General features: G+C 72.7%; 22 protein-coding genes. 7 read left to right on the top strand and 15 right to left on the bottom strand.

Features of this window, described 5'->3' with window-relative positions; translation table 11 throughout:
- Positions 1-4: 4 nt before the first annotated feature.
- The 7 genes from HD593_RS56435 to xylA form a co-directional block, all read right to left on the bottom strand.
- Entirely contained in the window at positions 5-535 is a 531-nt protein-coding gene (locus HD593_RS56435; protein ID WP_185111024.1) for an AAA family ATPase, read from the bottom strand.
- Positions 532-2,154, bottom strand: coding sequence for a lysine--tRNA ligase (gene lysS / locus HD593_RS56430; protein WP_185111022.1), 1,623 nt, complete (start codon positions 2,152-2,154; stop codon positions 532-534). The genes HD593_RS56435 and lysS overlap by 4 nt, the downstream gene beginning before the upstream one ends.
- 40 nt (positions 2,155-2,194) lie before the next feature.
- Entirely contained in the window at positions 2,195-2,449 is a 255-nt protein-coding gene (locus HD593_RS56425; protein WP_185111020.1) for a hypothetical protein, read from the bottom strand.
- Position 2,450: 1 nt separating this feature from the next.
- Positions 2,451-3,800: a S8 family serine peptidase gene (locus HD593_RS56420; protein ID WP_185111019.1), complete on the bottom strand. Its 1,350-nt coding sequence runs from the start codon at positions 3,798-3,800 to the stop codon at positions 2,451-2,453.
- Between the two features lie 128 nt (positions 3,801-3,928).
- Positions 3,929-5,032 (bottom strand): Gfo/Idh/MocA family protein, encoded by a 1,104-nt coding sequence (locus HD593_RS56415; protein ID WP_185111017.1) that lies wholly within the window; start codon positions 5,030-5,032, stop codon positions 3,929-3,931.
- Positions 5,029-5,772, bottom strand: coding sequence for a sugar phosphate isomerase/epimerase family protein (locus HD593_RS56410; protein WP_185111015.1), 744 nt, complete (start codon positions 5,770-5,772; stop codon positions 5,029-5,031). Before HD593_RS56410 ends, HD593_RS56415 begins: the two co-directional genes overlap by 4 nt.
- Positions 5,769-6,920: a xylose isomerase gene (gene xylA, locus HD593_RS56405; RefSeq protein WP_185111013.1), complete on the bottom strand. Its 1,152-nt coding sequence runs from the start codon at positions 6,918-6,920 to the stop codon at positions 5,769-5,771. Before xylA ends, HD593_RS56410 begins: the two co-directional genes overlap by 4 nt.
- A gap of 88 nt (positions 6,921-7,008) precedes the next feature.
- Between xylA and HD593_RS56400 the strand changes: the two genes are divergently transcribed.
- Positions 7,009-8,121: an ROK family transcriptional regulator gene (locus HD593_RS56400; protein WP_246547279.1), complete on the top strand. Its 1,113-nt coding sequence runs from the start codon at positions 7,009-7,011 to the stop codon at positions 8,119-8,121.
- On the opposite strand, the gene HD593_RS56395 is transcribed toward HD593_RS56400, so the two are convergent.
- From HD593_RS56395 to HD593_RS56385, 3 genes are all read right to left on the bottom strand, one after another.
- Positions 8,122-8,631, bottom strand: coding sequence for a DinB family protein (locus HD593_RS56395; RefSeq protein WP_185111010.1), 510 nt, complete (start codon positions 8,629-8,631; stop codon positions 8,122-8,124).
- 75 nt (positions 8,632-8,706) lie between these two features.
- Positions 8,707-9,447, bottom strand: coding sequence for a hypothetical protein (locus HD593_RS56390; protein ID WP_185111009.1), 741 nt, complete (start codon positions 9,445-9,447; stop codon positions 8,707-8,709).
- On the bottom strand, positions 9,444-9,620 hold the full coding sequence (locus tag HD593_RS56385) for a hypothetical protein (RefSeq protein WP_185111008.1): 177 nt from the start codon (positions 9,618-9,620) through the stop codon (positions 9,444-9,446). The genes HD593_RS56390 and HD593_RS56385 overlap by 4 nt, the downstream gene beginning before the upstream one ends.
- Positions 9,621-9,757: 137 nt before the next feature.
- On the opposite strand from HD593_RS56385, the gene HD593_RS56380 reads away from it, so the two are divergent.
- The 3 genes from HD593_RS56380 to HD593_RS56370 all read left to right on the top strand — a co-directional run bounded on the left by HD593_RS56380 (position 9,758) and on the right by HD593_RS56370 (position 11,704).
- Positions 9,758-10,114: a YciI family protein gene (locus HD593_RS56380; RefSeq protein WP_246549772.1), complete on the top strand. Its 357-nt coding sequence runs from the start codon at positions 9,758-9,760 to the stop codon at positions 10,112-10,114.
- 67 nt (positions 10,115-10,181) lie between these two features.
- Positions 10,182-10,652 (top strand): SigE family RNA polymerase sigma factor, encoded by a 471-nt coding sequence (locus tag HD593_RS56375; RefSeq protein ID WP_185111006.1) that lies wholly within the window; start codon positions 10,182-10,184, stop codon positions 10,650-10,652.
- The gene (locus tag HD593_RS56370; protein WP_185111005.1) at positions 10,649-11,704 is read left to right on the top strand and encodes a hypothetical protein; all 1,056 of its coding nucleotides are present in this window, start codon (positions 10,649-10,651) and stop codon (positions 11,702-11,704) included. The genes HD593_RS56375 and HD593_RS56370 overlap by 4 nt, the downstream gene beginning before the upstream one ends.
- A gap of 25 nt (positions 11,705-11,729) precedes the next feature.
- Here HD593_RS56370 and HD593_RS56365 read toward each other — a convergent pair whose 3' ends face one another.
- On the bottom strand, positions 11,730-12,347 hold the full coding sequence (locus HD593_RS56365; protein ID WP_185111004.1) for a GntR family transcriptional regulator: 618 nt from the start codon (positions 12,345-12,347) through the stop codon (positions 11,730-11,732).
- 53 nt (positions 12,348-12,400) lie between these two features.
- On the opposite strand from HD593_RS56365, the gene aceE reads away from it, so the two are divergent.
- Positions 12,401-14,860, top strand: a complete 2,460-nt coding sequence (aceE, locus tag HD593_RS56360; protein ID WP_246547276.1) for a pyruvate dehydrogenase (acetyl-transferring), homodimeric type — start codon at positions 12,401-12,403, stop codon at positions 14,858-14,860.
- A gap of 30 nt (positions 14,861-14,890) precedes the next feature.
- Here aceE and HD593_RS56355 read toward each other — a convergent pair whose 3' ends face one another.
- Both HD593_RS56355 and HD593_RS56350 read right to left on the bottom strand, forming a co-directional pair.
- Entirely contained in the window at positions 14,891-15,328 is a 438-nt protein-coding gene (locus HD593_RS56355; RefSeq protein ID WP_185111002.1) for a VOC family protein, read from the bottom strand.
- 1 nt (position 15,329) lies between these two features.
- Complete coding sequence (locus HD593_RS56350) at positions 15,330-15,890, bottom strand: DinB family protein (protein WP_185111001.1); 561 nt, start codon at positions 15,888-15,890, stop codon at positions 15,330-15,332.
- Between the two features lie 61 nt (positions 15,891-15,951).
- Between HD593_RS56350 and HD593_RS56345 the strand changes: the two genes are divergently transcribed.
- Complete coding sequence (locus HD593_RS56345; RefSeq protein WP_185111000.1) at positions 15,952-16,911, top strand: helix-turn-helix transcriptional regulator; 960 nt, start codon at positions 15,952-15,954, stop codon at positions 16,909-16,911.
- 7 nt (positions 16,912-16,918) lie between these two features.
- On the opposite strand, the gene HD593_RS56340 is transcribed toward HD593_RS56345, so the two are convergent.
- On the bottom strand, positions 16,919-17,578 hold the full coding sequence (locus HD593_RS56340) for a methyltransferase domain-containing protein (protein WP_221525428.1): 660 nt from the start codon (positions 17,576-17,578) through the stop codon (positions 16,919-16,921).
- A 107-nt stretch (positions 17,579-17,685) separates the two neighbouring features.
- On the opposite strand from HD593_RS56340, the gene HD593_RS56335 reads away from it, so the two are divergent.
- Complete coding sequence (locus HD593_RS56335) at positions 17,686-19,419, top strand: RecQ family ATP-dependent DNA helicase (RefSeq protein WP_185110999.1); 1,734 nt, start codon at positions 17,686-17,688, stop codon at positions 19,417-19,419.
- A 4-nt stretch (positions 19,420-19,423) separates the two neighbouring features.
- On the opposite strand, the gene HD593_RS56330 is transcribed toward HD593_RS56335, so the two are convergent.
- Positions 19,424-19,873, bottom strand: a complete 450-nt coding sequence (locus HD593_RS56330; protein ID WP_185110998.1) for an iron chaperone — start codon at positions 19,871-19,873, stop codon at positions 19,424-19,426.
- Positions 19,874-19,938: the final 65 nt, after the last annotated feature.

Genomic DNA, 19,938 nt, shown 5'->3' with positions numbered 1-19,938 from the left:
AATCTCAGGTGATTTGGGCCTCCCCGGACCGGGAGATGATCTCGTTCACGGTTTCTCCGACGCTCTGGCGGGAGGTGTCCAGCCAGAGGCCGAGGCGTGCCGTCTCGCGCCGTAGCGACGCGTCGAGCTGGGCAATCGTCCAGCCGCCCGCGTAACCGGTCTTGGCGCGGGCGGCCTCGCGGCGTGCCACCTCGGCGGGGTCGGGGGCCAGAACGATCACGTGCAGGGGCCGGGTAACGACCAGCTTCGTGAACCGCTCCAAATCCGCACCGAGAATGACATCTTGAACTATTGGCGTGAATCCGGCGTCGAAATACATATCCGCTGTTTTGGCTGCGATTCGGTAACGAAGATGGAGTTGCCGCACCGCCTCGCCGGTCAATTCCGGGGTCATGTCGGCGCGCCCGTTGACCACCATGCGCCGGAACGCGTCGCCCCGCACGTGGGCCGAGCGGGGCAGCCGCTCGGCCAGGGCCTGGGCCACGGTGGACTTCCCCGACGCCGAGATGCCCGTGATCAGCACGACCCCCTTCAAGCGCCCACCAGCTTGCGCACCCGCTCGGCGCCCACGGCCATCAGCAGCGTGGGCAGCCTCGGGCCGGTGTCGGAGCCGACGAGCAGGCGGTAGAGCAGGGTGAAGAAGGCCCGCTGCGCCGTCTTCATCTCGGGCGTGGGCTTGGCGTCCACCGGCAGCCCGGCCTGAAGCTTGGGCACGCCGTACACGAGCGCGGTCAGCCCCTCCAGAGTCCAGTCGTCGAGGCCGTCGGCCAGCAGCCGCAGCGCCTCGTGCTCCTCCTGCCCGAGCGAGTCGAGCAGCTCCTGGTCGGGCGACTCCCGCACGCGGGTGCGCTGGTCGGCGGGCAGGTGGAGCTCCACCCAGCGCTGCGCCCGCCCGAGGCGGGGGGCGACCTCGTCGAGTGCCTCGACACCGTCGAGGTCGCGCAGGATGCGCAGGGTCTGCTCGGCGTGGCCGGTCGTGATGTCCACCACGGAGGCCAGCGTGCGGTAGGCGACCGGGTGCGGCGTGGCGGGCAGCGGGCCGGCGGCCGTGCTCACCGCGCGGTTGTAGGCGGCCAGCTCGGCGGGCTGGGCCTGCCCGGCGGCGACCTTGCGGCCCAGGGAGTCCCACTCGTCGTAGAGCCGCTGGATCTCCTGGTCGAAGGCGATCTTGAAGGACTGGGCCGGCTTGCGGCGGGCGTACAACCAGCGCAGCAGCGGCGCCTCCATGATCTCCAGCGCGTCGGCCGGGATCGGCACGCCGCCCTTGGAGCTGCTCATCTTGGCCATGCCGGTGATGCCGACGAACGCGTACATGGGGCCGATCGGCTGCTGCCCGCCGAACACCTCGCCCACGAGCTGGCCGCCCACGATCCACGCCGAACCGGGAGAGTGGTGATCGACCCCGGACGGCTCGAAGATCACGCCCTCGTACGCCCAGCGCATCGGCCAGTCGACCTTCCACACCAGCTTGCCGCGGTCGTGCTCGGCCAGCCGGACGGTCTCGCCGAAGCCGCACTCGCAGGTGTAGGCCAGCTCGGTCGTCTCGTCGTCGTAGGCGGTGACCGTGGTCAGGTCGCGCTCGCACAGGTCGCAGTACGGCTTGTACGGGAAGTAGTCGTCGGCGGCCTGCTCGCTCTCCGCCGCCTGCTTGAGCCGGTAACGCGACAGCACGGCGTCGATGCCGGCCCGCGCGCGCACGGCCGTCAGGATCTGCTCGCGGTAGACGCCCGAGGTGTACTGCTCGGTCTGGCTGATCGGGTCGTACTCCACGCCCAGCTCCGCCAGCGCGGTGACCAGCGGGGCCTTGAAGTGCTCGGCCCAGTTGGCGTACGTGCTGCCGGGCGGGGCGGGCACCGAGGTCAGTGGCTTGCCGATGTGCTCGGCCCACGACGGGTCGATGCCCGCGGGCACCCTGCGGAAGCGGTCGTAGTCGTCCCACGACAGCAGGTGCCTGCACTCCAGGCCGCGCCGCCTGATCTCGTCGGCGACCAGGTGCGGCGTCATCACCTCGCGCAGGTTGCCCAGGTGGATCGGGCCCGACGGGCTCAGCCCTGAGGCGCAGACGATCGTTTTGCCCGGGGCACGTCGCTCCGCCTCGGAGATCACCTCGTCCGCGAACCTGGAGACCCAGTCGGTCTCGGCACTGTCAGCCATCGCGCCATTCTTGCGGGTCCGCTCGATTCAGGCGAACGCGCTACCCGTCACCGGGCTCCTGCGGCTCGACGCGCGGGTCGGAGAAGACGTCCACGAGCTCGGCCGGGACCCGCCCGGCCGCGAGGTCGCCGACCAGCCGGCGGGCCGCCTCCTCACTGACGCGCAGCACCCGCAGCCCCGGCACGACCGCCACCAGGCCGTAGCCGGCGTCGGCGTCCTCGTCGGACAGGCGGAGCAGGCGCAACGCGTCGGCGAGGGTGGCCTCCGGCGGCAGCCGCACCTGGACCATGGCCATGTCAGGCGGCTCGGGTGCGGTTCTGCCTGCCCAGCGCGGCCAGGACGGCGGCCGGGTCGATGACGCCGTAGCCGTAGTCGTGGTCGAAGCCGACCGTGCTGCGGTCGTCGGCGGTGCGGTGCAGCAGCGTACGCAGCTGCGCGGGCGACAGCTCGGCAGCGGAGCGGTGCGTGCGCACGGCGGCCACCACGCCGGCGGCCACGGGGCAGGCGGCGGACGTGCCGGTGTCGGCGGCGCCGACCGCCTCGGAGCCGGCGAAGTGCGTGTACGCGCACAGGTCGGGCTTGCGCTCCGACAGCCGCCCCGGCCCCTGCGAGGAGTAGCCGACGCGCTCGCCCCGCGTGTCCACGCCGCCGACGGACAGCACGCGCGGGTGGGAGTTGGCGCCCGCGATCGACCGGTCGGGGAAGCCGCACCGCCCGTCGGGGCACTCGCGCCCGCAGTTGCCCGCCGAGAACAGGATGTCGGCGCCCGCCTCCTCCAGGCTGCCGACGATCACGTTGAACGGGTGCGCCGGGTTGTCGGAGTAGTTGCCCGGATGGCCGGGCGGGAAGTCCATGTCGGGCGAGAACAGCCCCCAGCTGTTGGAGACCACCAGGGACCTTGAGTCGGCGGGCATGGCCTGCAGCACGGTGTTCAGGTGGGAGTAGGCGGCCACCGCGTCCGACAGCAGGCCGTCGGCGGTCGGGCCCGGCTTGCGGCTGAGCAGGACCGGGAGGTCGAGCAGGGTCGCCTTGGGCGCGGCGATCAGCGTGTCGAAGGCGCACATGGAGCCGTGACCCACGGGGTACCGGCCGGGGGACTTGCCGACACCGGGCGGGCTCCAGCTCCGGTCGGCGTCGATGGTCACGTCGTGGCCGAGGCGGGCGGCGACGTGGTCGGCGTTGATGCCGGTGTCGACGACGGCGATGGCCACGCCCTCGCCGTCGTGGCCCGCGGACCACAGGTCGTAGGCGTGCAGCAGCCGCCTGACCTCCTCCCAGTCGCCGACGGGGCCGCTGTCGCCGCAGGTCGGGTGCGAATGGATGGCGGGGTCGGCGAACACGCCCGCCACCTCGCGTACCGAGGAGGACAGCAGTGACGTGCGGGTGCCGAGCTCGGCGTCGGAGATCTCGCCGCGGACGAGCACGGAGGCGTCCTCCGGCGCCATCGAGAACCGCACCCCGTGGTGCAGGGAGAGCGGGGTGCCGTGGGCGGAGACCGGCCTGGGCACGGCCACGGGGGTGAACGCCCGGTCGAGGAGGACTCCGGGCAGCTCGGCGACGACGTCGGAGACCGCGCTGCGGACGCCGGGGTCGATCACCGACGCGACGACGTCGGGGGCCGGGCGGAGCTGGATCAGGACGCGCATGGGATCCCCTTTGGAGTGCTGTTACGAGACGATTACTCACCGTAACAGTGCCCCGCCCGGCGGGTGGTGACTCCTTTGACTTCGCGTAGGGCTTCGCGGTGGGCGGCGGAGGCCCGCCGCCCACGGCGTCAGGACAGCGTGGCGGCGTACGGGTCCCAGCCCGCGGGCAGCGGCTCCGGCGCCGCCGCCGTGGAGGCGATGGGCCTGAACTCCGACCGCTCGCCCGACTCGCTGATCGCCGACATCAGCTCCAGCACGTGGTAGGCCAGCTCGCCCGACGCGCGGTGCGGCGTGCCCGCGCGGATCGACCTGGCCATGTCCAGCACGCCGATGCCGCGCCCCGCCGTGGTGCCCGCCAGCGGCAGCTCCCGCCAGTCGGCGTCGCCGGGGCCGCGGGCGAGCAGCGGGCCGTCGAACGTGTTGGGGTCCGGCAGCGACAGCGCGCCCTCGGTGCCGATGATCTCGATCATCCGGCGGTTCACGGCCGAGTCGAAGCTGAAGGTGGCCGACGCCGTGGCCGAGCCGGGGAAGTCCAGCAGGGCGTTGACGTGGGTGGGCACCTCCACCGGGAACAGGGTGCCCGCCTTCGGCCCGGAGCCGATGACCCGCTGGTCGCGGGCCCTGCGCGTGCCGGCCGCCACGCGGGCGACCGGGCCGAGCAGGGACACCAGGGCGGTCAGGTAGTAGGGGCCCAGGTCGAACAGCGGGCCGCCGCCGAGCGCGTACAGGAACTCCGGGCTGGGGTGCCAGGACTCCGGGCCCAGGCTCTGCGTGGCGGCCGCGACGGCGACCGGCTCGCCGATCGAGCCCGTCCGCAGGGCGTGAACGGCGGACTGCAGCCCGGCGCCGAGGAAGGTGTCGGGGGCGCCGCCCACCCGCAGCCCCCGGCTCTCGGCCTCGGACATGACCTTCGCGGCCTCGTCCAGGTTCATGGCCAGGGGCTTCTCCCCGTACACGTGCTTGCCGGCGCGCAGCGACTCCAGCGCGACGGCCGCGTGCGCGGCCGGGATGGTGAGGTTGACGACGAGCTCGACCTCCGCCAGGGAGAGCACGGCGCCGAGGGTGCCGGACACGCGTACGTCGTGCTCCCTGGCCACGGTGGCGGCCCGGTCGGTGTCGAGGTCCGCGACGGCGACCACGCGCACGTCGGGGAAGGAGTTGAGGTTGCGGAGGTATTGGCCGCTGATGACTCCGGCGCCGACGATGGCGACGCCGACCGGGCCGTTGCTCAAGAGCCCTCCAAGGAGGTGAGGTAGGCGTGGCTGTCCGCGAGGGCGGCGAAGATGTCGGTCGCGCACTCGTCGAGCTCGACGATGCGCCACGCGCCGGGGGCGGCGGCGAGGATCGCGGGCACGGGCATCACGCCCGCGCCCACCGCGACGTGCGGCTCGCCCTTGACCCCCGGGCCGTCCTTGACGTGCAGCGCGTCGATCCGCTCCGACAGGCGGCCGAGCAGGGCGGGCACGTCGGCGCCGCCCACGGCAGCCCAGTAGGTGTCGATCTCCAGGAACACCTGCGGGGCGAGCAGGTCTGCCAGCACCTCGATGGCGTGCCTGCCGTCCACCCGCGGCTCGATCTCCCACCAGTGGTTGTGGTAGCCGATCCGCATCCCGTACGCGGCGGCCTGCTCGCCCAGGGTGTTGAGCAGGTCGGCCGTGCGCGCGAGGCCGTCGCGGGTGGTGAACTCCTCCTCGGCGATGCCGCCCGGGATGATCACCTTGTCGGTCCCGACCGTGGCGATCGCGTCGAAGACCTTCGAGGGCTCCTGGCTGAGCAGCGCGTACGCGTGCGTGCCCGACACGGTGAGCCCGAGGTCGTCGGCGACCCGGCGGAAGCCCTCCGGGTCGGCCGTGGGGTCGTAGGGCTCGACGGCCCGGTATCCGATCTCCGCGATCCGTCTCAGCACGGAGTCGCGGTCGGCGGCCAACTCGTCTCTGACGGTGTAGAGCTGGACACTGATCGGTCGGGTCATCCGCGTACCCCCATGAGGTGCTCGAGCGCGAGCTGGTTGAGCCGGGTGAAGTGGAAGCCGCGGGCGGCGGCCGCCTCGACGTCGAAGTCGTCCTTGGCCAGGTCCTGCCAGGTCTCGCCGGCGGCCAGCGTGGGCCGGGCCAGCTCGTCCACGCGGGAGTTGCGCAGGGCCTCCTGCACCTCGGGGTCGGCGCGGAAGACGCGCGACTTCTCCTTGAGGATCAGGTACGTGCGCATGTTCGCCGCGGCCGAGTCCCACACGTCCTGGGGGTCGTCGGTGCGCAGCGGCTTGTAGTCGAAGACCAGCGGGCCGTCGTAGCCGTGCGTCTCCAGCAGGTCCACCAGGAAGAACGCGCTCTTCAGGTCGCCGTGGCCGAAGATCAGGTCCTGGTCGTACTTGGGGCCGTGCTGGCCGTTGAGGTCGATGTGGAAGAGCTTGCCGTGCCAGAGGGCCTGGGCGATGCCGTGGACGAAGTTGAGCCCGGCCATCTGCTCGTGGCCGACCTCCGGGTTGACGCCCACCATCTCGGGGTGCTCCAGCTCGTTGATCAGGGCCAGGGCGTGGCCGATCGTGGGCAGGAGGATGTCGCCGCGGGGCTCGTTCGGCTTGGGCTCGATGGCGAAGCGGATGTCGTAGCCCTTGTCGATGACGTACTGGCAGATGACGTCCAGCGCCTCCTTGTAGCGCGACATCGCGGCCTTGACGTCCTTGGCGGCGTCGGACTCGGCGCCCTCGCGCCCGCCCCAGCACACGTACGTCTTCGCGCCGAGCGAGGCGGCCAGGTCGAGGTTGCGCATGACCTTGCGCAGGGCGTACCGGCGTACGTCGCGGTCGTTGCTGGTGAAGGCGCCGTCCTTGAACACCGGGTGGGTGAACAGGTTCGTGGTGGCCGCGGGGACCTTCATGCCGGTCTCGTCCAGGGCCTTCCTGAAGGCGGCGATGGCCTTGTCCCGGTCGGGCTCGACGGCGAGCAGGTCGTCGTCGTGGAAGCTGACGCCGTGGGCGCCCAGCTCGGCCAGGCGGTGCACGGTCTCCACCGGGTCGAGCGCGGGGCGGGAGGCGTCGCCGAACGGGTCGCGGGCCTGCCAGCCCACGGTCCAGAGGCCGAAGGCGAAGCGGTCGTCAGGGGTCGGCGTGAAAGCGGTCATTTCCATCCTTCGCGGGCTTTAGTCCATAATCTGTATTAATCCTGAGGAGGTGGGCATGGTGTCGTCAAGGGGGGTCCGGCATGATTCCATGCGCGCCCGTAACCTGGCCGTAGTCCTGGCGACCATCCACCGGTCAGGACCGCACACCCGCGCGGCTCTGGCGGAGAGGACCGGGCTCACCAAGACCACCGTATCCAGCCTGGTCGCGGACCTGCTGGAGGCGGGCGTGGTAACCGAGAGCGGCACCGTGCGGGGCGGCGAGCGGGGGCGGCCCGGCGTGGCGGTCAGCCTGAGCGGGCACCGGGTGGCCGCGCTGGGGCTGGAGATCAACATCGACTACCTGGCGGCGTGCGTGGTGGACCTCACGCGTACCGTGCGGCTGCGGCGGGTGCGGCGTGCCGACAACCGCAACTCCGATCCGGGACGGATCCTGGAGGAGCTGCGTGACCTGGTGAAGGACGTCACGGCGGAGGCCGAGGCCGGCGGGCTGCGGCTGATCGGGGCGGCCCTGGCCGTACCGGGCACGGTCGAGGGCGGGGTGCTGCGGAGCGCGCCGCACCTCGGATGGCGGGACGTGCGGGTGGCTGACCTGGTGGAGCTGCCCTTCGAGATCGACAACGAGGCGAACCTCGCGGCGCTCGGGGAGCTGTGGTTCGGCGCGCGCGAGCCGGACTTCCTCTACGTGTCCGGCGAGATCGGCATCGGCGCCGGCCTGGTGGTCGAGGGGGCGGTGTTCAGGGGCACGTTCGGGCTGGCGGGCGAGCTGGGGCACGTGGTGGTCGTGCCGGACGGGCCGGTCTGCCGGTGCGGCGGGCGGGGGTGCCTGGAGGTCTACGCCGGGCAGGACGCGCTGCTCGGCGAGCTGGCCTCGGTCGGCGACCTGGTGGCGCGGCTGGAGTCCGGCGACGCGGAGGCCCTGAAGGCGTGCGAGCGGGCCGGGAGGGCGCTGGGCGTGGCGCTCACCTCGGCCGTGCACCTGCTGGACCCGGGCAGGATCGTGCTCGGCGGCATCTTCGCGCCGCTGTTCCGGTGGCTGGAGGGGCCGGTGTCGGAGGGGCTGCGGGCGCGGCTGGGGCAGATGCGGGGGACGCCGCCGGCGCTGGTGGTCTCGGGGACGGGCGGCGACGCGGCCGTGCTGGGCGCGGCCGGCCTGATCATCCAGCAGATCCTCGCCGAGCCCGCCCAGATGCTCGGGCTGTGATCAGTAGTAGCCCTTGGTGCCGTCCAGCAGCTCCCTGATCGTGTCGAGGTGGCCGGCGTGCCTGGCGGTCTCCTCGACCATGTGGATGAGCATCCAGCGCAGCGTGGCATGCGCCGAGCGGAAGTCGGGGTGCTTGCCCACGTCGTCGAAGGAGTGGGCGGCGACGATCTCGTTGGAGGTCTGGCACTGGCGCTCGTACTCGTCGAGGAGACGGGCCAGGGGGACGCCTGCCACGCGCATGTCGGCATCCTCGACCGACTCGTCGAAAGCGGGGTTGACGGCCGAGTCGCCGCCGAGGAACAGCACCTCGAACCAGGTGTGCTCGGTCCAGCGCAGATGCGAGATCAGGCCCGCGGGCGTCATGAGCGGCGAGTCGGGCAGCACCGAGCGGTGGGCGTCCTCCTCCGACAGGCCCTCGCACTTCCATCGCACGATCGAGCGTTGCAGGTCGAGCCAGCCGAGCAGTTGCGTGCGTTCATCGGCGACGAAGGGAGGGCGGGGGAGAGCCATGGGCGCCGACGCTAGCTCAACCGGCGTCGGCGCCGCATCAGGTTTTCTACGCCTTCGTGCTGAGGGCGAAGATTTTCACGTTGGGGACGGCGGGCTGGTGAACGAGACCGCCTCGCGGGCCGGGTCGGTCGGCACCGAGACGCGCCAGATGCTCACCTTGCGGCCGTCGGCGGTGCCGTTGACGTTGTAGCGGGTGCCGGCCGTGAGCGCCGCCTCCTCACCGAAGTGCGGTGACGCCGCCGCCCAGTCGGTCACCTTGAGCGGGGCCGTGGAGGTCGTGCCGTCCGCGTAGGTGATCGTGAGCTCGATCTGCTGGTCGCCGTTGACGGCCGTGACCAGCAGGTCGAGCGCCTGGTAGCGGCCCGGCGTGAGGTACGTGCGCTGGCCGCGCAGGCTGTGGAAGTTGCCCGCCGTGCCCCTGGTGCCGGGGATCACGTAGGTCTCGTACGGGCCGGGGGCGGGGAGCTGTTCCGCGGGAAAGCTCCAGCCCTTGCCGTCCAGGTTGCCCTGGGCCTTGGCGTCGGCGGTGGCCACGCCGTCCACGTCGTACTGGAGCCGCTGGGCGCAGGCGGCTCCCGCGGGCTCGCACGCGGCGGGCAGGTTCGGGATCGGGGTCTGCGCGGCGGGCACGTGGTCCACGGGCAGGTCGGCTTCGGCGGTGGCCCACTGCCGGTTCGCGGTGGTGCCGACGTTGACGACGACCTCGCCGCCGCGGTTCAGCAGCGACTCGGGCAGCCACGACTTCGCGTACGCCCTGCCGTTGACCTTGACGTCCTGGACGTAGATCGCGTCCGGAGCGGCCTGCGGGGCCGTCACGGTGCGGAAGCCGTCGCCGCCGGTCGGCCAGGAGCCGTCGGGTCGACGTGGGCGACGGGGTCGGTGACCTTGGCGGGGGTGAGGGTGGATGCTGCTGTGGCGGGGACGGCGACGACGGTGCTGATTAAGGCGCCGGTGATCGCCGTGGCGAGCCACGAACGGGGAGAGAACACCTCGAGATCACACTGCCTCACCTTAACCGGGCCATGAACGCCTGAGTACGTGCAGAAAAATCTCCGGAGGGATGTCGAGGAGGCCGTCCCGGCTCCGACCGACCGGTGAGAGACGAGGAGGACACATCGTGAAGTACATGGTCATGATCTACGGCAACGCCGAGACGTGGGAGTCGTTCCCGGCCGAGGAGGCCGAGCGGGCCATCGAGCAGCAGGACGCGTTCAACCGCAAGTACGCCGAGACGGGCGAGCTGCTCCTCGCGTACGGGAACGCCGACGCGGCGGAGGCGAGGACCGTGCGCGTGCGCGGCGGCGTGCCCGCCGTGACCGACGGCCCCTACCTGGAGACCAAGGAGTACCTGGCGAGCTGGTACCTGCTGGACGTGCCGGACGAGCGCCGGGCCCTGGAGATCGCCGCCGAGGTGCCGTTCGCGTCGGTCGGCGCGGTGGAGGTGTGGCCGGTGCCTCACGAGGCGCCGGGCAACCGGCTCTGACCCGCCTCCGCCCGGTGGGCGTCCGAGATTTTTGCAACGGAGGCGGAGGCTCGGGCGTCCCTGGGGAGTGGAGTTCGAGGAGTTCGTCCGTGCCAGGGGGCAGGCGCTGCTGCGGTATGGGCTGGTGCTGACCGGCAACGCCGATGACGCCGCCGACCTGGTCCAGGAGGCGCTGCTCAAGCTGAGCTCCGCCTGGCGGCGGGTCCGCAACAAGGACGATCCCGAGGGCTACGTCCGCACGATCATGGCCAGGCAGCACGTGAGCTGGTGGCGCGGGCGGCGGCGGGAGTTGCTCACCGGCGAGGTCGTCGCGCCGGTGCGGGAGGACGAGCACGACCTCAGGGAGGTGTGGCAGCGCCTGCGTGCCCTGCCGCCCAAGCAGCGCGCCGTGCTGGTGCTGCGCTACCACGAGGAGCTCGCCGACGACGAGATCGCCGCCGTGCTCGGCATCTCGCGGGCGACCGTACGCAGCCAGGCCTCACGCGCGCTCGCCACCCTCCGGGTCCGCGCGCAGGCGTTCGACGGGAGGCGGGGATGAGGAGCGACGAGGAGATCGCCCGGGCGTTGCGGACGATCGGGGAGCGGGCCGAGGCGCTGGACCTGCTGGCCGGCGTGGCCGTCAAGCGGCGGCGAAGGAGGCGGCGGCGGGTGCGGGCCGCGCTCGCCGCGGTCTGCGCCGCCGCGCTCGGGTGGGGCACGCTGGTCCTGTGGCCCGCGCCGCCGGCCCCCGTCGTCGGCACGCCGGTCACGGCCATCGACTCGCCGCTCACGGCCATCGAGCGAAGGTGGCCGCAGGCGGTGTTCACGATGCCGGAGCGGTACCGGCCGCTGGCGGCGATCGACGCCACGCGGGTGCTGGTGCGGGCGGAGCCGGGGACGATCGAGGTGTACGACTCCGCGACGGGACGCTCGCGACCGCTGGCCACGCTTCCCGATCAGCCGCGGCAGCTGGCGGCCAACGGCGAGTGGGTCGCCTGGATGAGCGGCCGGGAGGTGGCGTTCGTGCCCGTACGCGGAGGGAAGGTCATCCGCACAGGGCCGGTCGAAGGGGAGAACGTCGACCGGATGGAGCTCGTCGGCGACCGGCTCGTGTGGTCGGCGCCGCTCGACGGCGTGTGGCGGCTGGACCTCCCCGCCGGAGTGATCGAGCGGGTTCCCGGATCGGCGGGGTTGCAGCTCGCCGCCTGGCCGTGGGCCACCGACGAGCCGCTCCACCTGCGTGGCAACCCCACCAGGCTCGTCAACCTGGAGACCGGCAGGACCGTGACGATCACCCCGGCGCGTGGGGTGGAGGGGCTGCGCTGCGGCTCCACCTGGTGCCTCGGGGTGCGGGACGGGGCCGCCGTGGTGCAGCGGACCGACGGCGGCCAGGCGCGCGTCCGGCCGGAGCTGCGAGGCCGGACGGGCTACCCCTACCGGGATCGCTTCTTCGTCGGCTCGGCGGTCTACGACACCCGGGCCGGCGTGCTCGTGCCGATCGAACCTCCCGACGGGAAGTGGTCCTCGGGGCCGGGCGTGATCTCGTGGGCGGCACGGGACGGCGAGGTTCGGGTGGTGAACCTGGCGGCCGTCCCGCCCGGGCGTTACTGATCCGACTCCGGAACCCTGGCGGCGCTCAGGCGCCTTCGTGGTGCTCGGCGTAGGCGAGGATGTGGTCGCGCAGCATGGCGCCGGCTCGCGGGTCGTCCCGCTCGAACGCCGCCACGAGGGGCTCGTGGTCGGCGGCGTTCTCCAGGGCGTGCGTCCTGAGCAGGCGGATCGACAGGTGCGTCCACACCTCGATGCCGAGCGACTCCCACACCGACAGCAGCACCTCGTTCCCGGCGGCCGCGACGATCTCGCGGTGGAAGGCGACGGCGTGGCGCACCTGGTCGGCCAGGGAGCCGCCGGCCGCCTCGTGCAGGCGCTCCAGGTGGGCGCGCAGGGCCGCCACGGGCGGGCGGCGCAGCCGTACGGCGGTCTCCTCCAGGCCCGCCCGCACCACGTAGACCTCGCGCAGGTCCGCCTGGGTGAGCTCGCGCACCCGCGCGCCCCTGTTGGGCGGGAACTCGATCAACCGCAGCGCCGCCAGCTCGCGCAGCGCCTCGCGCACCGGGGCCTGGCTGACACCCGCCTCGGCCGCGACCTGCCGCTCCACGATGCGGTCGCCCGGCCCCCACCGGCCGCCGATCAGGCCGTCGAGCAGGGTCTGGCGGATCTGGTCGCGAAGCGGCGAGCGCACGACGGGTTTCATCTGCTCAGCCTACAGAACATCGGATGATCGATCATAGGGTGTTTAATGGAGATATGGAGAAAGACCTGGATCCGCAGGAGACCGCCGAGTGGCTGGAGTCGCTGGAGGCGGTACGGCGGGCTGCCGGCCCCGAACGGGCCGACTACCTGTTGAGCAGGCTCGCCACGAGCAGCCGTCCCATCAACACGGTCCCCACGGCCGAGGAGCCGCCCTACCCGGGCGACCTCGCGCTGGAGGAGCGCATCTCGGCCTACGACCGCTGGAACGCGGCCGTCATGATCACCCGGGGCAGCAAGTACGGCCTCGGCGGTCACCTGGCCACCTACGCCTCGGCCGCCTGGCTGTACGAGGTCGGTTTCAACCACTTCTTCAACGGCGAGCACGACCAGATCTACTTCCAGGGCCACGCCTCGCCGGGCATCTACGCCCGAGCCTTCCTGGAGGGCAGGCTGAGCGAGGCGCAGCTCGACCTGTTCAGGCGCGAGCCCGAGGGCGGGCTGCCGTCGTACCCGCATCCGCGCTCCATGCCGGACTTCTGGCAGTTCCCCACGGTGTCCATGGGGCTGGGCCCGCTCAACGCGGTCTACCAGGCGAGGTTCAACCGCTACCTGCACCATCGCGGCATCAAGGACACCTCGCGCAGCCACGTGTGGGCCTTCCTCGGCGACGGCGAGATGGACGAGCCCGAGTCCACCGCCGCGCTCACCCTGGCCGCCCGCGAGGGGCTCGACAACCTCACCTTCGTGATCAACTGCAACCTCCAGCGGCTCGACGGGCCGGTGCGCGGCAACACGAGCATCGTCCAGGAGCTGGAGCGCGTCTTCAGGGGCGCCGGCTGGCACGTGGTCAAGGCGCTGTGGGGCCACGACTGGGACGGGCTGCTCGGCTCGGACGAGCTGGTGGCGCGGCTGGGGCAGGTGCCCGACGGGCAGTTCCAGACGTTCGCCGCCTCGGACGGCGGCTACATCAGGGAGCACCTGTTCCAGGGGCTGGACGTGCCGTACACCGACGAGGAGCTGCGGCGCATCGTGGGCGGGTCGCGGGCGGGCCACGAGCCGCGCAAGGTGTACGCCGCCTACCGCCGGGCGCTGGACAACCGGGGCGCGCCCACCGTGATCCTCGTGCAGACCGTCAAGGGCTGGATGCTCGGCTCGGGCATCGAGGCGCGCAACGCCAACCACCAGATGAAGAAGCTCACCCAGGACGAGTTCAGGGTGCTGCGCGACCGCCTGCGGCTGCCGGTGACTGACGAGGCGCTGGCGGGCGAGCTGCCGCCGTACGCGCACCCGGGGCCCGACTCCCCCGAGGCCCGTTACGCGGCCGAGCGGCGCCGGGCCCTGGGCGGTGCGGTGCCCCGCCGCACGGTCGTGCCGAGGCCGCTGCCCGAGCCGGGCGAGCGGGCGTTCCGCGCGCTGGAGAAGGGCTCGACCCAGCCGGTGGCCACGACCATGGCTCTGGTGCGGCTCGTCAAGGACCTGATGAAGGAGCCGGAGACCGGGCGCAGGTGGGTGCCGATCGTGCCGGACGAGGCCAGGACGTTCGGCATGGAGTCGCTGTTCCCCACGGCCAAGATCTACTCCCCGCTGGGCCAGCGCTACGAGTCAGTGGACAGGGAGCTGCTGCTGGCCTACAAGGAGGCCACCGACGGCCAGCTCCTCATCGAGGGCATCACCGAGGCGGGGTCGATGGCCTCCTTCGCCGCCGCCGCGTCCAGCTACGCCACGCACGGCGAGCCGATGATCCCGTTCTACATCTTCTACGCGATGTTCGGCTTCCAGCGGACCGGCGACCAGATGTGGGCGCTGGCGGACCAGCTCGGCCGCGGCTTCCTCGTCGGGGCCACCGCCGGCCGTACCACGATGACCGGCGAGGGGCTCCAGCACGCCGACGGCCACTCCCAGCTCCTGGCCTCCGCCAACCCGGCGTGCGTCGCCTACGACCCCGCCTTCGCGTACGAGGTGGGCACGATCGTCCGCGACGGCCTCAGGCGCATGTACGGCCCGTCCGCCGAGGACGTGTTCTACTACCTGACCGTCTACAACGAGCCGATGCCCCAGCCCGCCATGCCCGAGGGCGTCGAGGAGGGCATCCTGCGCGGCATCTACCGCTACGCGGAGGGTGGCGGCCAGGCACACCTGCTGGCCAGCGGCACCGCCATCCACTGGGCGCTGGCGGCGCAGCGGCTGCTCCAGGAGGACTACGGCCTGGGTGTGGACGTCTGGTCGGTCACCTCGTGGAGCGAGCTGCGCCGTGACGCCATGACCTCCTCCGGCGTGCCGTACATCCGGCAGGCCCTGGCCGGGGCGCAGGGCCCGGTGATCGCGGTCAGCGACTGGATGCGCGCGGTCCCCGACCAGATCCGCCCGTGGATCGACCAGCCGTGGACCTCGCTGGGGACCGACGGGTTCGGGCTGTCGGGCACCCGCGAGTCCGTACGCAGGCACTTCGGCGTCGATCCGCGCTCGATCGCCGACGCCGTGTTCAAGGCCGTCGAGGAGCAGGCCCGGCTCTGATCAGCCCGGCTCTGATCAGACATGCTGTGATCAGTCGAGGCAGAACTCGTTGCCCTCGGGGTCGGCCATGATGATGTGACCGGCCCCGAGCGGAGGGGCGGGGTCGGACCGGTGCAGGCGGGTGGCGCCGTGCGAGAGGAGCCGTTCGGCCTCCGCCTCCAGGGCCGCCATCCGCGCCTCGCCCTGGAGCCCGGGGGCGGCCCGCAGGTCGAGGTGCAGGCGGTTCTTGGTGCGCTTGTGCTCGGGCACCCGCTGGAAGAACAGCCGCGGCCCGGCGCGCTCCGGGTCGATCACCGCCGAGGCGTCGTTGCGGCGCTCGGGCGGCACGCCCATCGCGTCCAGGGCCTGCTCCCACGACTCGAAGCCCGGGGGCGGGTCGTCCAGCCGGTAGCCGAGGGCCTCGGCCCAGAACGCGGCCAGCTTGGCGGGATCCGCGCAGTCGAAGGTGATCTGTACTTCGCGGGCCATCTCAGCTCGCCTCCCGGCGGGTGTGCAGGTAGAGGTCGCGCAGCAGGCAGACCTCGGACAGGTGGTGGATCAGCTCGCGGTTGATGTGCAGCACCAGCGCCGCCATCGGATGCTCGGCGTACGGCCCCTCGGCCTCGCCGCACGGGCGGGCCAGGCCGTCCTCGCCGAGCGACTCGACCCCGGCCAGCCAGGTGGCGTACTCCGTGTCGAGCTGGGCCAGCGCTCCGGCGGCCGTCGGGGCGTACTCGAAGGAGTGGTAGTCGACGGGCGCGCGGCCGAAGTGCGAGGCGTTGCGCATCGCGAGCACGCCGACGATGACGTGCCCGAGCCGCCAGGAGATCGTGGTGAACGGCGCCGGGTCGGGCGGCGGCGCCGCGAACTCGATGGTCATCGCGCCGGTGCCGCCCTGGAGGGGCGCGACGCTGGTGCCGCGCGGCCGGAGGTTCCAGCCGGGGGCCGGCTCCCAGAAGTACTCGTCGTCGGTGAGCCCGTCGAGCCGCTTGCGCAGCTGGTGGGTCCAGTGCCAGTCGGTCTGCTCGCGCAGCAGCGTGTTCCAGTTCATGGGTCCAGCCTTCCCCGGATAGCGGACAGGTACGGTCCGTGTTCTGTGGAACGATGAGCGCATGACCGCCGAGGGGACGACCGGACGGGTGCTGCGCCTGCTCTCGCTGCTGCAGCGCCGGCTGTCCTGGACCGCCACCGAGCTCGCCGACGAGCTGGGGGTCACCGACCGCTCGGTGCGTCGCGACGTGGAGCGGCTGCGCGCGCTCGGCTACCCGGTGCACGCGACGGCGGGCGTCGGGGGCGGCTACCAGCTCGGCGCGGGCACCCGCCTGCCGCCGCTGCTCCTCGACGACGAGGAGGCGATCGCGACGGCGGTGTCGCTGCGGCTGGCGTCCGGCGGCACGGTCGCCGGGGCGGGAGAGGCGGCGCTGCGCGCGCTGACGAAGCTCGACCAGGTGATGCCGCCCCGGTTGCGTGCCGAGGTGCGGGCGGTGCACGGCGCCACCGAGACCCTGCTCGGCCCCGGGGTCGAGATCGACGCCGAGTTGCTGGTGACGCTGGCGCGGGCGTGCCGCGACGCCGTACGGGTGCGGTTCCGTTACGCGGGGCGCGGCGGGGAGGAGCGCGAGCGTACGGTCGAGCCGGTGCGGATGGTCGCCACCAGCCGGCGGTGGTACCTGATGGCGTACGACGTCGACCGCGACGACTGGCGGACCTTCCGGCTCGACCGCATGCGCGAGGTGGCGGCGACGACCTGGCGCTTCCGGCCCAGGGAACATCCCGACCCGGTGGCCTACGTGCAGCGGGGCGTGACCGAGGCGCCGTACCGGTATCTCGCCCGCGTGCGGTTGCGCGCCCGGCCCGAGCAGGTGCGGGAGCTGGTGCCGCCCCAGGTGGGGCGGGTGGAGGACGATCGCGACGGGTGGTGCGTGCTGGTCTCCGGCGGTGACGACCTGGGGTGGATCGCCATGCACGTGGCCCGGATGGGCTTCGAGGCGGAGGTCCTGGATCCGCCGGAGCTGCGGGAGGCCGCCGCCCGGCTCGCCCGCGACCTCGCAGCCCTGTCCGGGGGTGGGTGACGGCCGGTCAGTGGTGACGGGTGACGGTGAGCATGTGGCGGGCGCCGCGCTGGAACTCGTACGGGACCTCGCGCACCGCGCACGCCAGCCCCTCGCCGCGCAGCTCGTCCAGCAGCGCGCCGAGGAACGGGACCGGCTCGCCGTCGCCCATGCGGACCAGCGGGAAGATCCTGACCTCGCCCCGGCAGACCCGGCTCATCTCCGTGATCGCCGCCCGGTGCCACTCCCGGCCCAGCCGGTCGGCCCAGGTGAACAGCAGGTGCGAGCAGAGCACCAGGTCCACGCTGCCGCCGGCCAGCGGGAGGTGCGGCAGGCTCGCGGCGACGTACGAGCCGGGCCGCCGGCGCAGGTCGGCGACGAACGCCTTTCTCGCCCGGAGCCGCAGCTCGCTCCGGCGTTCCGGCGAGCCGTACCAGCGCCACACGAACCGCTCGGCGTTCGCGCTGATCATCGCGTTGCCCTGCTCCAGATCGGCCGCGAGCCGGTCGGCGAGCACGCCGGCGCCGTGCGCGTAGAGCGGGTCCGCCGCCAGCGCCCGGACGCCCATGGCCGCGGCCTCGGCGACGAACCCGGACGCGCCCCCCGCGCAGTCGAGGACGACGCCGTCCAGGTCACGCTCGCCGAGCGCGAACATGGCCCGGTACTCGGCGAAGGAACGAGAAGACATGATCATGTCTGCCTGGCCCACGATCCGAGGATGCCCCGCGCCGGATCGGGACATGGAGCCGGGGTATCCGGGTAATGGCCGCCCCACCGGAGTGAAGGATGAGCGGTATGGGCTTATGGGAGAGTTTGCGGGGCCGGTTCGGGCGGCGCGGGCGGAGGTTGCGGGCCGCGGCCCGGGAACGCTTCGGCTGGCGCACGTTGCGACCGGGCCAGCAGGAGGCGATGGAGCACCTGCTGCGCGGCAGGGACGTGCTGCTGGTCATGCCGACGGGCGGCGGCAAGTCGGCGGTCTACCAGGTTCCCGCGCTGCTGCTCGACGGGCCCGCGGTCGTCGTCTCGCCGCTGATCGCGCTCCAGCGTGACCAGGTGACCGGCCTGCTCCAGGCCGACGCGGGCGGCGCCGTGGCGGTGAACTCGACCTCCTCCGTGGCGGCCGGGCTGGAGAAGGTGACGGCCGGGGACGCGGCGTTCGTGTTCCTGTCGCCGGAGCAGCTCGCCAAGCCCGACGTCGTGGAACGGCTCGCGCGGGCGGGCCCGTCCCTGGTCGCGGTAGACGAGGCCCACTGCGTCTCCTCCTGGGGGCACGACTTCCGCCCGGATTACCTGCGGCTCGGGAAGGTCATCGAGCGGCTGGGGCATCCGCCGGTGGTGGCGATGACCGCCACCGCCGCGCCGAACGTCCGCGAGGAGATCGTCCGCTCGCTCGGCCTGACCCGGCCGGCGCAGATCGTCAGGGGCTTCGACCGCCCGAACCTCTTCCTGGAGGTCCGCCGCTTCGCCCGCGCGGAGGACAAGAGCCGGGCCCTGGCCGAGTACGCCGCCTCCCGCGAAGGGCTCGGCCTCGTCTACGTCGCCACCCGCAAGGCGGCCGAGGAGTACGCGGCGGAGCTGGCCCGCAGGGGGCGCAGGGCCGAGGCGTACCACGCGGGCCTGCGCGGCGCGGCCCGCAACCGCGTGCACGAGCTGTTCACCAGGGGAGAGGTGGACACCGTCGTGGCGACGTCGGCGTTCGGCATGGGCATCGACCGGCCGGACGTGCGGTACGTGCTGCACGCCGCGCCGCCCGAGTCGCCCGACGCGTACTACCAGGAGATCGGCAGGGCGGGCCGGGACGGCGCGCCGGCCTCGGCCGTGCTGTTCTACCGGCAGGAGGACCTGGGCCTGCGCCGCTTCTTCACCGGCGGCCGGGCCGACGGCGAGGCGCTGCTGCGCGTGGCGGCACTCGTCCGCGAGCACGCGGGCCCCGTGTCCGGCGGCCCTGTGTCCGGCGGCCCTGTGTCCGGCGGCCCTGTGTCCGACAGCTCCGTGTCCGGCGGCTCCGTGTCCGCCGGGTCCGTGCCAGCCGGTGAGGCGGCCGCGCTGCTCGGGCTGAGCACGTCACACCTGGCCAGGCTGGTCAACCTGCTGGAACGCGCGGGCGCGCTCACCGTGACCTCCACCGGCGACCTCAGCTACGTCCGGGGCGGGCCCGCGCCGGAGCGGGCAGCCGCGCGGGCGGCGGAGCTGGACGAGACCCGCCGCCGCGTCGACGACTCCCGCCTCGACATGATGCGCGGCTACGCGGAGACCAGGGGCTGCCGCCGCCGGTTCCTGCTCGCCTACTTCGGCGAGCCGTACCCGCCCGCCCCGTGCGGCGCGTGCGACACCTGCGAGAGCGGCGACGCGCCCGAACCCGCGCCCGGCCACGGGGAGTTCCCCATGGGGACGAAGGTGACGCACAACCTGTGGGGGCAGGGGACGGTCATGAGCGGCGAGCACGACCGGATCACCGTGCTGTTCGACTCGGTGGGCTACAAGACGCTCTCGCTGGCGGTGGTCAAGGACGTCCTGCGCCCGCTCTGACGGCTCAGCTCGCCGCCTGCGTGACGAGCCGGGCGATCCGGGTCTCGGCGTCGGGGGTCAGCTCGGTGAGGGCGAAGGCGGTGGGCCACATGGTGCCGTCGTCCAGGTTCGCGGCCTCGTTGAAGCCGAGCGTCGCGTACCTGGTCTTGAACTTCGTCGCGGCCTGGAAGAAGCAGACGATCTTGCCGGCCTTGCTGTACGCGGGCTGCCCGTACCAGAGCCTCGGCGCGAGCTCGGGCGCGTGCTCCTTGACGATGGCGTGGATGCGCTCGGCCATGACCCGGTCCGGCTCCTCCATCTCGGCGATCTTCTCGAGCACGTCCTTCTCGCCGTCGGCCTTGGTGGCGCGGGTGCCGCGGCGCGCGGCCTTCTTCAGCTCCTGGGCGTGCTCCTTCATCGCGGCCCGCTCCTCGTCCGAGAAGCCGTCGAACGAGGTGGCCTTGTCGTCCGCCATGGGGTGTTCCTCCCGTTCATGTTCCTCCTGGGGGATTTCATGGTAGGGAGTGGCCCCGGGTGCCG

Source organism: Nonomuraea rubra (assembly GCF_014207985.1).
GTDB lineage: Bacteria > Actinomycetota > Actinomycetes > Streptosporangiales > Streptosporangiaceae > Nonomuraea > Nonomuraea rubra.
Note: the sequence above shows the minus strand (reverse complement) of the source record. Positions and strands in the feature narration are given on the sequence as shown.

Bases quoted from the DNA above. Each gene is read 5' to 3' on its own strand.
- lysS (WP_185111022.1), bottom strand. From the start codon at position 2,154: ATGGCTGACAGTGCCGAGACCGACTGGGTCTCCAGGTTCGCGGACGAG.
- HD593_RS56425 (WP_185111020.1), bottom strand. From the start codon at position 2,449: ATGGCCATGGTCCAGGTGCGGCTGCCGCCGGAGGCCACCCTCGCCGAC.
- HD593_RS56420 (WP_185111019.1), bottom strand. From the start codon at position 3,800: ATGCGCGTCCTGATCCAGCTCCGCCCGGCCCCCGACGTCGTCGCGTCG.
- HD593_RS56410 (WP_185111015.1), bottom strand. From the start codon at position 5,772: ATGACCCGACCGATCAGTGTCCAGCTCTACACCGTCAGAGACGAGTTG.
- xylA (WP_185111013.1), bottom strand. From the start codon at position 6,920: ATGACCGCTTTCACGCCGACCCCTGACGACCGCTTCGCCTTCGGCCTC.
- HD593_RS56400 (WP_246547279.1), top strand. From the start codon at position 7,009: ATGCGCGCCCGTAACCTGGCCGTAGTCCTGGCGACCATCCACCGGTCA.
- HD593_RS56395 (WP_185111010.1), bottom strand. From the start codon at position 8,631: ATGGCTCTCCCCCGCCCTCCCTTCGTCGCCGATGAACGCACGCAACTG.
- HD593_RS56380 (WP_246549772.1), top strand. From the start codon at position 9,758: ATGGTCATGATCTACGGCAACGCCGAGACGTGGGAGTCGTTCCCGGCC.
- HD593_RS56370 (WP_185111005.1), top strand. From the start codon at position 10,649: ATGAGGAGCGACGAGGAGATCGCCCGGGCGTTGCGGACGATCGGGGAG.
- HD593_RS56365 (WP_185111004.1), bottom strand. From the start codon at position 12,347: ATGAAACCCGTCGTGCGCTCGCCGCTTCGCGACCAGATCCGCCAGACC.
- aceE (WP_246547276.1), top strand. From the start codon at position 12,401: ATGGAGAAAGACCTGGATCCGCAGGAGACCGCCGAGTGGCTGGAGTCG.
- HD593_RS56355 (WP_185111002.1), bottom strand. From the start codon at position 15,328: ATGGCCCGCGAAGTACAGATCACCTTCGACTGCGCGGATCCCGCCAAG.
- HD593_RS56350 (WP_185111001.1), bottom strand. From the start codon at position 15,890: ATGAACTGGAACACGCTGCTGCGCGAGCAGACCGACTGGCACTGGACC.
- HD593_RS56345 (WP_185111000.1), top strand. From the start codon at position 15,952: ATGACCGCCGAGGGGACGACCGGACGGGTGCTGCGCCTGCTCTCGCTG.
- HD593_RS56340 (WP_221525428.1), bottom strand. From the start codon at position 17,578: ATGTCTTCTCGTTCCTTCGCCGAGTACCGGGCCATGTTCGCGCTCGGC.
- HD593_RS56335 (WP_185110999.1), top strand. From the start codon at position 17,686: ATGGGCTTATGGGAGAGTTTGCGGGGCCGGTTCGGGCGGCGCGGGCGG.
- HD593_RS56330 (WP_185110998.1), bottom strand. From the start codon at position 19,873: ATGGCGGACGACAAGGCCACCTCGTTCGACGGCTTCTCGGACGAGGAG.